The sequence below is a fragment of the Pseudomonas sp. BIGb0164 genome, from assembly GCF_024810135.1.
In the GTDB taxonomy this organism is placed as follows: domain Bacteria; phylum Pseudomonadota; class Gammaproteobacteria; order Pseudomonadales; family Pseudomonadaceae; genus Aquipseudomonas.
The window spans coordinates 186,931-199,243 of sequence record NZ_JANUEA010000003.1 but is presented as its reverse complement, the minus strand read 5'-3'; the positions used below and the strand labels follow the sequence as shown (position 1 = coordinate 199,243).

The window sequence follows — 12,313 nt, the reverse complement described above, 5'->3', positions numbered from 1 at the left end:
GCTGAAAGCTGCGCTGTAGCGGGGTTGGGTGCCTTTTTCAAGACCTCAGCGGCCGGGCGTAAGCCTGGCGGAAAGGCCGGAGTATAACAGAGCAATCACGGCGCGCTGCTTTCCTGCTGCTCAACGGTGTGTTCGGGGGCGGGTATCGAGGCCGTTGGGGCAGGGCCGCCGCCGTATTTTTCGCTCAAGGCGGCGTAGGCGGGCTCTTGTTTGAAGCGTTTGAGCTCGGCGGCAAAGCGTTGCACCAGCAGGTCCATGCCTGCGCCACGGCGCACTGCCAGGAACTGCTGTTGGCGGCTGACCACCATGGGCGCCTGGCTGACCTTGCCTTCCAGGCCCAGGGCCTTGATCACATGCTGGCCCACGCGGCGGTCGGTGATCACCAGGTCAATGCGGCCCAGGGACAGCTTGCCGAAGTTGGCCTCGTGGCTGGGAGCCGGCTCGTGGTTGAACAGGGTGGACTCCCTGAACGCCTCGCTATAGAGATAGCCCGGTGAGGTGCCGACCGTGAGGCCGCGCAGGTCGTCGAGGGTTTCGACGGGGTGGGGGCGCTCGTTGGCGTAGTACAGCGCGAACTCGACTTCCGACAACGGCTCGCTGGGGTAGAGCAGCAGGGCGTCGCGGTCGTGGCTGTGGAAGATGTCCAGCGCGCCATCGGCGTGGCCCTGGTCAAGCATCGCCAGGCAGCGTTTCCAGGGCAGGAACTGCCACTGCACATCGACCCCCAGGCGCTGGAACACGATCACCGTGGTTTCGTAGTCCAGCCCGCGCATGGTGCCGTTGTCGTCGTAGACGTAAGGCGCCCAGGGCTCGGTGACAATGCGCAATTTCTCGCCATGAGCGGCGAAGCTCAGGCAAGTGAAAAGCGCAGCGGTCAACAGCTTGAGAAGAACGGGCATGCCCTGAGGTTACGACGCTCCTGCCCTAAAGAGAAGCTCTGGCACACGCATTTGCGGGCGGTCCTATTTGGCCGGTGTGTCCATCAGATGCTCGTGGATCGCATTGCGCCGCTCGCCCAGAATCAGACGCACCACCGGGTTGGCGAACCAGTGCTCCAGTTGGTGTGCGTCAATCGGCCGCTGCTGGCGCTCTTCCTGATTTTGTCGCGCCTTGTCCCACCAAACCGGGCCGCACGCCTGGTCGAATTCATTCTCGTGCTCGTAGCAACCGTAGAGGATTTCACGGATGAACTGCTGCTGGTGCTTGGGCAGCAGCAGCGTGATCAGCTTGTACATCAGGCGTTGCAGGCGCGGTGGGCGCGGCAGGTGTGAGGACACCTGGCGGGTGTCGGCCATCGCCAGTTCGCTGGTAGGGTTTTCCCCGTGCTTGACGATCCATGCCTTGACCTTGGCCCGGAACAGCTGCTTGCGGCTCCAGTAGTGGTGGATCAGGTCCGGGCACTCGCGCACGTTGACGGTACGGTAGGCGGCGATGGACAAGCAGAACTCTTCCAGGGTGTAGGCGCCCTGAGCATGGGGGAACAGCTCATCCATCAACTCGATCGAGCGGTCGAGGATGTGTGCGTCCTGTTGCGTCAGGCCCATGACGCCCGAGTTGAGGGTCATCATGTCATCGTCGGCCACGCCCATGTCCAGTAAACGCTGGTGCAGGGCGGTGTAGAGGATGCTTTCGTGGTTGTCGCCGTACTTGGTGTAGAAGGCGTTGCACAGCAAAGTGCCGGGCTGCACGCGCTCGAACAGCGCCATGGGCGAGTGATGGAAGAAGGTGTCGGTGTCGATCAACAGCGCGACCGGCGACTCCTCCAGCACCTGGCGCAGCACCACGTGCTTGGTGCGGAAGTGGTAACCATGGGGCTCGCTCCAGCGTTTGCGCGTGGCCTCGTCCAGCGGGCGCACACGTACGGGCAGCAGGCGATAGGGCTCTGGGTTGTCGCTGAATACCTGGATATCAAGGGCCGCGTCCGGGGTTTCCTGCAGAAAGGCCAATGCGCTGGCGATGCTGAATACCGCTTCCTGGTGGTAGGTCTCGGAACCGAAGACCAGGTAGACCAGTTGCGGGCGGGACGTCGGAGAGGCTGTATTCATGGACTGCTGGATTCCGTGGGCATTTAAAACGACAAAGGCCCTCGTCGGAGCGAGGGCCTTGGTACAGCCAGACAACCTTTAGCGTGGCAGCTTGAGATTGTTCCAGATGGCAAGGCTGGGTTCAGCCTGGTTCAGGGTATAGAAGTGCAACCCTGGCGCGCCACCTTGTAACAAACGTTCACACATTTCGGTGATGACCTGCTCGCCGAACGCCTGGATGCTCTTGACGTCGTCGCCGTAGGCTTCCAGTTGCTTGCGCACCCAGCGTGGGATTTCAGCGCCGCAGGCGTCGGAGAAGCGCGCCAGCTTGCTGTAGTTGGTGATCGGCATGATGCCCGGCACGATCGGGATGTTGACGCCCATGGCCCGTACACGCTCGACGAAATAGAAGTAGCTGTCGGCGTTGAAGAAGTACTGGGTGATGGCGCTGTCGGCGCCGGCGTTGGCCTTGCGCACGAAGTTGTGCAGATCGTCTTCGAAATTGCGCGCCTGGGGGTGCATCTCCGGGTAGGCGGCCACTTCGATGTGGAAGTGATCGCCGCTTTCTTCGCGGATGAAACTCACCAGGTCATTGGCGTAGCGCAGCTCGCCGCTGGCCATGCCCATGCCGGATGGCAGGTCGCCGCGCAGGGCGACGATGCGCTTGATGCCGGCTTGCTTGTATTGGGTCAGCAGGCCGCGCAGGTCGGCCTTGCTGTCGCCCACGCACGACAAGTGCGGAGCGGCGGGAACTTTGACCTGGCTTTCCAGCTGCAGCACGGTGTTGATCGTGCGGTCACGGGTCGAGCCGCCGGCGCCGTAGGTGCAGGAAAAGAAGTCGGGGTTGTAGCTGGCCAACTGAGTAGCAGTCGCCATCAGTTTTTCATGCCCAGCATCGGTCTTGGTCGGGAAGAACTCGAAGCTGTAGCGACGGTCTTGGGACATGGTCGTATCCTTGGAAACTCAAAGGCCTGTAAGACGTGCGCAATCCCTGTAGGCGCTGGCTTGCCGGCGATGGCATCACCTCGGTTTTAGTGAGCCACCGAGGCGCCTGCATCGCCGGCAAGCCAGCTCCTACAAGGGCCCGCCCCCAGAAGGAGGCGGGCAGCAGGCAAATCAGTAGCGGTAAGCGTGCGGCTTGAACGGACCTTCGACGGTCACGCCGATGTAGTCGGCCTGGGTCTTGGTCAGTTGGGTGACCACGCCGCCGAAGCCGCGGACCATTTCCAGGGCCACTTCTTCGTCGAGTTTCTTCGGCAGTACTTCCACGGTCAGGCGCTCGGCTTTCTGGGCGGGCGACAGGTCGGCGTACTTCTGGCCGAACAGGAAGATCTGGGCCAGCACCTGGTTGGCAAACGAGCCGTCCATGATGCGGCTTGGGTGGCCGGTAGCGTTGCCCAGGTTAACCAGACGGCCTTCAGCCAGCAGGATCAGGTAGTCGTCGTTCTGTGGGTCGAAATCGCCAGCGCCGGTACGGTGAACCTTGTGTACCTGAGGCTTCACTTCTTCCCATGCCCAGTTCTTGCGCATGAAAGCGGTGTCGATCTCGTTGTCGAAGTGGCCGATGTTGCAGACAACAGCGCGCTTCTTCAGGGCCTTGAGCATGTTTGCGTCGCAAACATTCACGTTACCGGTAGTGGTCACGATCAGGTCGATCTTGCCCAGCAGTGCTTTGTCGATGCTCGCTTCGGTGCCGTCGTTCTGGCCGTTGATGAACGGCGAAACCACTTCGAAACCGTCCATGCAGGCTTGCATGGCGCAGATCGGGTCAACTTCGGAGACTTTAACGATCATGCCTTCCTGACGCAGGGACTGGGACGAACCCTTGCCCACGTCACCGTAGCCGATCACCAGGGCTTGCTTGCCCGACAGCAGGTGGTCGGTGCCGCGCTTGATGGCGTCGTTCAGGCTGTGACGGCAGCCGTACTTGTTGTCGTTCTTGCTCTTGGTCACCGAGTCGTTGACGTTGATGGCCGGGATTTTCAGCTCGCCCTTGGCCAGCATGTCCAGAAGGCGGTGAACGCCAGTGGTGGTCTCTTCGGTCACGCCGTGGACGCGGTCCAGGATGGCCGGGTATTTCTTGTGCAGCAGCTCGGTCAGGTCGCCGCCGTCGTCGAGGATCATGTTGGCATCCCAAGGCGCGCCATCTTTGAGGATGGTTTGCTCCAGGCACCACTCGTACTCTTCTTCAGTCTCGCCTTTCCAGGCGAAGACCGGGATACCGGCAGCCGCGATGGCGGCAGCGGCCTGGTCTTGAGTCGAGAAGATGTTGCAGGACGACCAACGCACTTCGGCACCCAGGGCAACCAGGGTTTCGATCAGCACGGCAGTCTGGATGGTCATGTGGATGCAGCCGAGGATCTTGGCGCCTTTGAGTGGCTGCTCGGCGGCGTACTTGCGACGCAGGCCCATCAGGGCTGGCATTTCGGATTCAGCGATGAAGGTTTCGCGACGGCCCCAGGCAGCGAGGGACATGTCGGCGACCTTGTAGTCGTTGAAATCTGCAGGCGTGTTTACTGCGCTCATGAAGAGCCTCCATTCGTAGTGTGCGAATGGGCGCCGTTGTGCGTTTAGTATCAGGCCGGAAGTACCAGGCCGGACAACGCCCCATCCGAGCCTGACAGGTTGAACCTGCTGCAGCGCCCCTCGGACAGGTGGCGGGAGAACGGTATCAATCGAAGATGACCGTTTTGAAGCGGGGGCGATTATAGCCGTCTGGTTACGCGTTCTAAAAGCCTTTCCGTCGGCCATATGAAGATCGCTGATGGGGTTGATAGGCGATGGCTCATAGAGCTTGGGCCCAGGCTCTGCCATGATGATGCCCATCATTTCGCCAGACGCTTTGGAGTGACCATGAACTTCCACACCCGCAAATGGGTAAAACCCGAAGACCTCAACCCCAACGGCACCCTGTTCGGTGGCAGCCTGCTGCGCTGGATCGACGAAGAAGCGGCCATTTACGCGATTGTCCAGTTGGGCAACCAGCGCGTCGTCACCAAGTACATCTCCGAAATCAACTTTGTCAGCGCTTCGCGCCAGGGCGACATCATCGAACTGGGCATCACCGCCACCGAGTTCGGTCGCACCTCCATCACCCTGACCTGCGAAGTGCGCAACAAGATCACCCGCAAAAGCATCCTGACTGTGGAAAAAATGGTTTTCGTCAACCTTGGCGAAGATGGCTTGCCTGCGCCCCACGGCCGTACCGAGATCAAGTACGTGAAGGATCAGTTTCAGGACGACAACGTCACCGAGTAACACCATCGTGGTGTGATTTGCGTTGCCAAATCATTCCGCCTGGATCTTTCTCCGGCGCCTCATCGCTCAGGACACCCTCCTGTAGCGAGGGCCTGTGTATGAAAGTGCCCTGTTCCCCTGTCCAAATGCGCCCCCTGGACGAGATGATGCGCATCGAGTCGCGCGAGGCCAAGGCCTGGCACATACCGGGCCACTGAACAGCTGTCGTCGCGGCGTGTCGTAGCTACAGGCACCCCTCGAGCGCTGAGCGATCATGGCTACTGAAGAAGACGGCAAGACCCCCAACCTGTCACAGGAAGAGCAGCAGGACGTGGACAAGAACCAGCCGCCTCGCGCGGCGGTTCTGCATGAAATCATCCGCACCCAGGGCGACCAGGAACTGGAGCGCAATGTCGCGGCGCTGTGGTGGTCGGCGCTGGCGGCCGGCCTGACCATGGGGCTGTCCCTGATGGGGATGGGCCTGCTCAATTCACGCTTGCCGGACGGCGAAGGGTTCAAGGTGATCGCCAGCTTCGGTTATTGCGCGGGGTTCCTCGCGGTAATTCTTGCGCGTCAGCAGTTGTTCACCGAAAACACCCTCACCGCCGTGCTGCCGGTGATGAGCAAGCCGACATTGGCCAATGCTGGCCGGTTGCTGCGACTGTGGACCGTGGTGCTGGTGGGCAACCTGTGCGGCACCTTGCTGGTGGCCTACGTGATGCTGCATCTGCCGATTTTCGACACCAAGACCGACATGGCCTTCCTCGACATCGGGCGCAAGGTCATGGAGAACGACCCCGGCCAGATGTTCGCCAAGGGCATTGTCTCCGGTTGGATGATTGCCACCATGGTGTGGATGATCCCGTCGATGGAAAGCGCCAAGCTGTGGATCATTATCCTGATCACTTACTTGATGGCGCTGGGGGACTTTACCCACATCGTGGTGGGCTCGGCGGAGGTGTCTTACCTGGTATTTGCTGGCGAATTGGCCTGGAAGGACTTCTGGCTGGTGTTTGCCGGGCCGACGCTGGCGGGCAACATCATTGGCGGCAGCTTTATCTTTGCGCTGATCAGCCACGCGCAAATCCGCAGTGAAAACAGCCTGCCGGGCAAAAAAGCTGCGGACCCGAGGCATCCGCAGCCGATCAGCAAGGATCAGTGAACGTCAGGCGTGGCCTGGGGCTCGTCCCGGGTCACGCGCTTGACCAGCTTGCCGATGCTCAGACCCTGCAACAGGATCGACGACAGCACCACGATATAGGTGATGCTCAGCAGCAGGTCACGTTCCGGACCTAGCGGCAGGGCTAGCGCCAGTGCTACCGACACACCGCCGCGCAAACCGCCCCAGGTGAGAATGCGGATGGTGCCCCGTGGCACCGTGCGCCAGCGGCGCAGCAACAGGATCGCTGGGGCGACGGTCAACAGGCGCGAGAGCAGGATTGCCACTGCCAGCAGGCTGGCAGCGAACACATGCAGCCAGTTGAACGGCAACAGCAGCAGCTCCATGCCGATCAGGGCGAACAGCAGGGCGTTGAGCATGTCGTCGAGCAATTCCCAGAAGCCGTCCAGGTAGCGGCGGGTCATGTCGTTCATCGCCAGCTTGCGGCCCAGGTTGCCGATGATCAGGCCGGCCACCACCATCGCAATCGGGGCGGAGACGTGCAGTTCCGTGGCCATCGCCGAGCCGCCGATTACCAAGGCGAGGGTCAGCATCACTTCGATCTGGTGCTGCTCGATGCTCTTGATCATCAGGTACACCAGGTAGCCGATCAGGCCACCAAACAACACGCCGCCGATGGCCTCGTGGGCAAATAGCATGGCAGTGGCGCCCACTGTAGGTGTTTCGCCCAACTGCGCGATACCCAGCAAGACAGTAAACACCACCACCGCCGTGCCGTCGTTGAATAGCGACTCGCCGACGATGGTGGTTTTAAGCGGTTTGGATGCATTGGCGGTTCGTAGCACGCCGAGTACCGCAATCGGGTCGGTGGGGGAGATCAGTGCGCCGAACAACAGGCAGTACAGGAAGCTCACCTGCCAGCCGAACAGGGCAAAGATGTAGTACGCCAGGCTGCCAATCACCACGGTGGCGATCAACACACCAAAGGTCGCCAGCAGGCCGATGGGCCAACGGTAGCTGCGCAGGTCGTTCAGGTTGACGTGCAAGGCGCCGGCAAACAGCAGGAAGGAGAGCATCCAGTTCATCAACAGGTCGCCGAAGTCGATCTGGCCGATCAACTGCTGGATACGTTCTTCCAGGCCGGGGTAGCCGAGAAAGCTCAAGCCTTGCAGGATCAGGGAAAACAGCAAGGCCGTGACCATCACGCCAATGGTGGGCGGCAGGCCGATAAAACGGAAGTTCACATAGGTGAGCAGGGTGGTGAGGCAAATGAAGGCGGCGACAAGTTCAAGCATCCGGGGTCCTTGGAAGTTGGGGGGGAGAGGATTGTTGATGGTGGATGGACCGCAACTGCGGCGGGTGGTTGCAAGCGTCCGGGCAAATGCCGGACAGAACCTTTAAGCGCACCGGGGCTCATAGCGGAAGGGTGCGGCCTGGCTTTATTAGTGCTAAAACTCTAACTTCTGACTAAAACGACAAAAAGGAATCAGTGATGACGGTCGCTTTCTGGTGTGTGTTGATCGCAATTTTCCTGCCTTATCTGTGCACGGGCGTGGCCAAGTTCAGCGGCGGCAAGTTCGGGCCACGGCAGAATCACGACCCTCGCGCCTTCCTGGAAACCCTTGACGGGTTTGCCAAGCGCGCCCACAACGCCCAGCTCAACAGTTTTGAAGTCACCCCGGCGTTTGCCGCGGCGGTGATCATCGCGCACCTGGCCGGTACGGCGTCACTGGTGACGATCAATGTGCTGGCGGTGCTGTTTATCACCAGTCGCCTCCTGTACATCATTTGCTACCTGGCGGACTGGGCGATGTTGCGTTCGCTGGTGTGGTTCGTGGGCATGGCGTTGATTGCGAGTTTCTTCTTTGTCTCGATCTAAAGATTGACGACGATCTCCTGTGGGAGCGGGCTTGCTCGCGAATGCGGTGTGTCAGTACCGGATGTGCTGACTGGCACACCGCATTCGCGAGCAAGCCCGCTCCCACATTTTGATCTCTAGCGTCTCTTAGGTTCCGGCAGGGGCATCGGGTACGTGCGGCAATGCAGCCCCCTTGGGCCATAGCATCCAGATCTGCCCTTGCTGCTTCATGTTGCCGGCCAGTTCACCCGCCGCGTCGCCGGTTCCCCAGAACAGGTCGGCCCGCACTTCACCCGTGATCGCACCACCTGTGTCCTGCGCCGCGACGGGCCTTGCGATAGGCGAACCATCCGGTTTAGTCGTCGACAGCCACAGCAAGCTGCCCAGCGGAATCACCTTACGGTCCACCGCCACGCTGTAGCCAGCAGTGAGCGGCACGTTTAGCGAACCGCGTGGGCCTTCGTTGCTGTCGGGGCGGGCACTGAAAAACACGTAGCTGGGGTTGCTCGCCAGCAGCTCGGGAATACGTTGCGGGTGTGCCTTGGCCCAGGCGCTGATGGCGCCCATGGTCACGTCATCCTTTTTCAACTCGCCTTGTTCCACCAGCCAGCGGCCGATAGGACGGTACGGGTAGCCGTTCTGGTCGCCATAGCCGACGCGCAGTTGCCGCCCGCCTGCCAGCTGAATGCGGCCTGAGCCCTGGATCTGGAGGAATTGCAGGTCCATTGGGTTTGTTAGCCAAGCGATCGGCTTGGCACTGGAACCTTGGCCATTGATGGTGCTGGCGTCGTCATAAGGCTTGAGCACACGACCTTCCAAGCGACCACGCAGACGCTTGCCCTTGAGTTCCGGGTAGATGCTTTCGAGGTTGACGATAATCAGGTCATCCGGCACGCCATACACCGGCACGTTGGCGGTGGCGGTTTTGGTCAGGCTGCCGGGGTAGACCGGTTCGTAATAGCCGGTGATCAAGCCGTTAGGCGTGTTGTCTGCCGAGCGCAGGCCGAAGACATCCAGGCGCTCCTTGAGAAAGCCGCGAACCGCTGCGGCATTGCCCGGCACGCTGGCTGCAGCGGCACAGGTCGCGCCCCAGACCGGGTCGGCCTTGAGACGTTGGCAGGCACTGCGCCAGGATTCAAAACCGGCCAGCAAGTCAGTGTCGGATACCGTGGGCAAAGCTTCCCAGGGTGCGCTCACGTAGGTGGCGACAGCATGGGGTTTTACGATTTCATCTTTGCCCGCGTCCTTGCCGCCATCGCAGCCGGCCAGCAGCGCGATCATTGGCAGAGCCCACGCCAGGCGGCGGCTCCAGGCTTTTTGGGTGACATTCATACAAACACTTCCTGAAGCGATTGCCCGTGATTTCACGCACTCGGGCAACCCTTATTATTAATAGGGCTATTGGTCTTTACGGGCGGGGCGAGGATACTGGCCGCCGTTTCCCGTGACCTCGAAGCCATCATGACTTTTAAAAGACTGACCGTTGTATTGCTGGCCTGCCTGATGCTGTCCGCCTGCGGCGGTGTCGACCCGAATTCGCCGTTGGGCCAGCGCAAAGCGATCTTCAAGCAGATGCTCAAGACCGGCGAAGACCTGGGTGGCATGTTGCGTGGGCGTATCCCGTTCGACGGTGCGAAGTTCGCTGAAGGCGCGGTCAAGCTCGATGCGTTGTCCCATGAACCGTGGAAGCACTTCCCGAGCGTGCGCGAGGAAGACCACACGAGTGCCAAGGACAACGTGTGGCAACAGCAGGCACGTTTCCAGGAACTGGCGCGCAACCTTGAAGCCGCCACCGGTGAGCTGGTGATCGCGAGCCAAGTGCAGCCTTACAAGGCCAGCAACCTTGGGCCAGTGGTGCAGAAGGTCGAAGACGCCTGCACGGCCTGCCATAAACAGTTCCGCGACCACTGACCGGTTTTACTTGTCGAGTTCTTCGACTGCGTCCTGCAGTTCTTTGCGGGACTGGGCGAGCTTGTCTTTGCGTTTGTTGATCTTGTCGGCGTCGCCCTTTTTCATCGCCTTGTCGAGGTCGGCCTGACGGCGGCTGACTTCGTGCTTGGCGTCGAGCACCTTGTTCTCACGCTCTTTCTTCAAGGACGCATCAGTGCAATTGGCGGTGACTTCGCTCAGGGCTTTCTCCAGGCCGGCTTGCTGTTCGCTGTTGCCGTGGGCCTTGGCTTGATCGATCTGGGTGCTGATGGCTTGGCGCTTGGCGGCGCAGCCGGTGAGTTGAGGGGCTTCTTCTGCGGCCAGTAACGGCGTGGCCATGAAACTTGCGACGGTCAGCAAGGCAAGTGGGGCGAGAAATTTCATGTAGGGCTCCAAGGTCGCAAACAGGTGGCAGGGTGAATTCTGCCGTTGGTTTAAAGGTGGCCGGGCCGGGCTCAAAACCCGTCTATCCCGGCGACGCGTAATGTTTCAGCCAGTGCCTGAACGTGCGGGTCGCGAAAAAAAGCGCTGAGTTGCGCCGCGCGCCCCGGGCCGATGCCGTCTGTGGCCATCCAGGTCTGGGTATCTCTGGCGGCCAGGCTTTGCCAGCCACCGTCCAGGTTGTTGCGTGCCGAAGGGGGTACACCCAGGGCTTTGAGCCATTGTGCAAAGGGCCGTTGCCGGGCGCTGTGAATGCTGTCGAGCACTCGCGCACGGCTGCGGTCGCCGAAGCCATCAATGTTAGCAAGCTCTGCCTCATCCAGGGTTAACCAATCGAGAAAGCCTGCGATTAGACCGGCCTGGAGCAATACGTTCCAGGTTTCACGGCCCATATGGGGCAAAGCCAGGCCCTGGTCGCCGCTCATCCAGGTCAAGCGTGCCAGCAATTGCTCCTCGCAGCCCGGGTCCAGTTGCCAGCAGCTCAAGGGGTGAAAGTCGCGGGCGTCAGGGACAGCGATGGGCACTCGGGTCTCGTTGCGCAGAATCACCTGGTCCAGCCGAGGAATCACCTGGCCGGCCAGGCTGATGGACACATGGTCGCCGGGGCGGATGTCCAGCGCCTGCCAGCGCTTGAGGGAGCCGACGCTGACCCGGCTGATCTGCCTGTCGTCCATCCGCACGGGTTCCAGTTCAAGGATCGGCGTGATGCGCCCGGTTCGCCCGATCTTGAATTGCACCTTGCGTACCAGCGCCAGGGCCTTGGCCGCCGGGTACTTCCAGGCAGCCGCCCAGTAGGGTGTGCTGGCCTGCCAGCGTTCGGCGGGTGCGTGCACGGCTTGATGCAGCACCACCCCATCGCTGGCGAACGGCAACGGGTAGTTGAACCAATAGCTGCGCCAGTGTGCGGCGTCGGTGATGTTCTGGAGGGGCTGGCTGTAGCGCTGGCTGTCTGGGAAACCCCAGCGTGCGAGTGTGGCGAGACGTTCGGTGAAGTCGCGCGGGCCATCGGGCCAGGCCCAGACGAACAGGCCGATACCGTTGGCCTCAGTGTCGCTCAGCTGTCGTCGGTTCATCAGGCCGGCCACCTTGCTGCGGGCGCTTAGCCCGCCGGTGGCCGACTGCACATGATCGGTGAGGCGCCAATAGAGTTCGCCTTGTAGCACCAGGTCAACAGGTTCCGGGAGTTGCTGGACGATGCCTGGGATCTTGCGTGCGGCGGCTGACCAGTCCTGGCCGAGCAGCCCGTCGCCGCGACTGATGAGCTGGCTCAAGCGACCCCGGCGATACACCAGTGTCACCGCCACACCGTCGACCTTAGGCTGGATCCAGACGTTTTGCCGCGCACTGAGCCAGTCGGCTACTGCTGCTTCATCCAGCAGTTTGTCCAGGCCTGTGTGAGCGACTGGGTGGCGCACTGTGCCTCGCGAACTCGCCAGCGGGTTGTCAGGCTGGGTTTGAGGAAAACACTGGCGCCATTGGGCCAGGCGACCCCGGGCCTGATCGTACAACTCATCGCTGACAGGCGACTGGCCAAGCCGGTGGTAGCTGTCATCCCATTGACTGACCTGTCTGGCCAGACTGTCGAGTTGAGATTGGGCGTCATCCGGGCACGCTTCGGCCCACGCCAGGAACGGCACCGCACTCAATAAGAGAGCAATCAGAAAACGCATCATGAGCATCCTTGCCCGAAAAGGACGCACAGCC

At 61.2% G+C, this 12,313-nt stretch carries 12 protein-coding genes and 1 riboswitch; of the genes, 4 read left to right on the top strand and 8 right to left on the bottom strand.

Annotated elements, in window-relative coordinates; genetic code table 11:
- Positions 1-95: 95 nt before the first annotated feature.
- The 4 genes from M2394_RS08705 to ahcY form a co-directional block, all read right to left on the bottom strand.
- The gene (locus tag M2394_RS08705) at positions 96-899 is read right to left on the bottom strand and encodes an ABC transporter substrate-binding protein (RefSeq protein ID WP_259172166.1); all 804 of its coding nucleotides are present in this window, start codon (positions 897-899) and stop codon (positions 96-98) included.
- Between the two features lie 63 nt (positions 900-962).
- Positions 963-2,045: a hypothetical protein gene (locus tag M2394_RS08700; RefSeq protein ID WP_259172165.1), complete on the bottom strand. Its 1,083-nt coding sequence runs from the start codon at positions 2,043-2,045 to the stop codon at positions 963-965.
- A gap of 78 nt (positions 2,046-2,123) precedes the next feature.
- Entirely contained in the window at positions 2,124-2,969 is an 846-nt protein-coding gene (gene metF / locus M2394_RS08695; protein ID WP_178920074.1) for a methylenetetrahydrofolate reductase [NAD(P)H], read from the bottom strand.
- A gap of 171 nt (positions 2,970-3,140) precedes the next feature.
- Complete coding sequence (gene ahcY, locus M2394_RS08690; RefSeq protein WP_178920075.1) at positions 3,141-4,550, bottom strand: adenosylhomocysteinase; 1,410 nt, start codon at positions 4,548-4,550, stop codon at positions 3,141-3,143.
- 21 nt (positions 4,551-4,571) lie between these two features.
- Positions 4,572-4,678, bottom strand: a riboswitch (S-adenosyl-L-homocysteine riboswitch).
- A 199-nt stretch (positions 4,679-4,877) separates the two neighbouring features.
- On the opposite strand from ahcY, the gene M2394_RS08685 reads away from it, so the two are divergent.
- A complete protein-coding gene (locus tag M2394_RS08685; RefSeq protein ID WP_178920076.1) occupies positions 4,878-5,282 on the top strand; it encodes a hotdog domain-containing protein in 405 nt (134 codons plus the stop codon).
- A 253-nt stretch (positions 5,283-5,535) separates the two neighbouring features.
- Positions 5,536-6,423, top strand: a complete 888-nt coding sequence (locus M2394_RS08680) for a formate/nitrite transporter family protein (RefSeq protein ID WP_178920077.1) — start codon at positions 5,536-5,538, stop codon at positions 6,421-6,423.
- Here M2394_RS08680 and M2394_RS08675 read toward each other — a convergent pair.
- On the bottom strand, positions 6,417-7,676 hold the full coding sequence (locus M2394_RS08675; RefSeq protein ID WP_259172160.1) for a sodium:proton antiporter: 1,260 nt from the start codon (positions 7,674-7,676) through the stop codon (positions 6,417-6,419). The two genes, M2394_RS08680 and M2394_RS08675, sit on opposite strands and share 7 nt — an antisense overlap.
- 197 nt (positions 7,677-7,873) lie before the next feature.
- Here M2394_RS08675 and M2394_RS08670 point away from each other — a divergent pair, with 197 nt between their 5' ends.
- Positions 7,874-8,260 (top strand): MAPEG family protein, encoded by a 387-nt coding sequence (locus tag M2394_RS08670; RefSeq protein ID WP_176996725.1) that lies wholly within the window; start codon positions 7,874-7,876, stop codon positions 8,258-8,260.
- Between the two features lie 126 nt (positions 8,261-8,386).
- On the opposite strand, the gene M2394_RS08665 is transcribed toward M2394_RS08670, so the two are convergent.
- Complete coding sequence (locus tag M2394_RS08665) at positions 8,387-9,571, bottom strand: murein transglycosylase A (protein WP_259172158.1); 1,185 nt, start codon at positions 9,569-9,571, stop codon at positions 8,387-8,389.
- A gap of 129 nt (positions 9,572-9,700) precedes the next feature.
- On the opposite strand from M2394_RS08665, the gene M2394_RS08660 reads away from it, so the two are divergent.
- The gene (locus tag M2394_RS08660) at positions 9,701-10,150 is read left to right on the top strand and encodes a cytochrome c (protein ID WP_259172156.1); all 450 of its coding nucleotides are present in this window, start codon (positions 9,701-9,703) and stop codon (positions 10,148-10,150) included.
- Positions 10,151-10,156: 6 nt separating this feature from the next.
- On the opposite strand, the gene M2394_RS08655 is transcribed toward M2394_RS08660, so the two are convergent.
- Complete coding sequence (locus M2394_RS08655; RefSeq protein ID WP_259172154.1) at positions 10,157-10,552, bottom strand: DUF1090 domain-containing protein; 396 nt, start codon at positions 10,550-10,552, stop codon at positions 10,157-10,159.
- A 71-nt stretch (positions 10,553-10,623) separates the two neighbouring features.
- The gene (gene ligB / locus M2394_RS08650) at positions 10,624-12,282 is read right to left on the bottom strand and encodes an NAD-dependent DNA ligase LigB (RefSeq protein WP_259172153.1); all 1,659 of its coding nucleotides are present in this window, start codon (positions 12,280-12,282) and stop codon (positions 10,624-10,626) included.
- Positions 12,283-12,313: the final 31 nt, after the last annotated feature.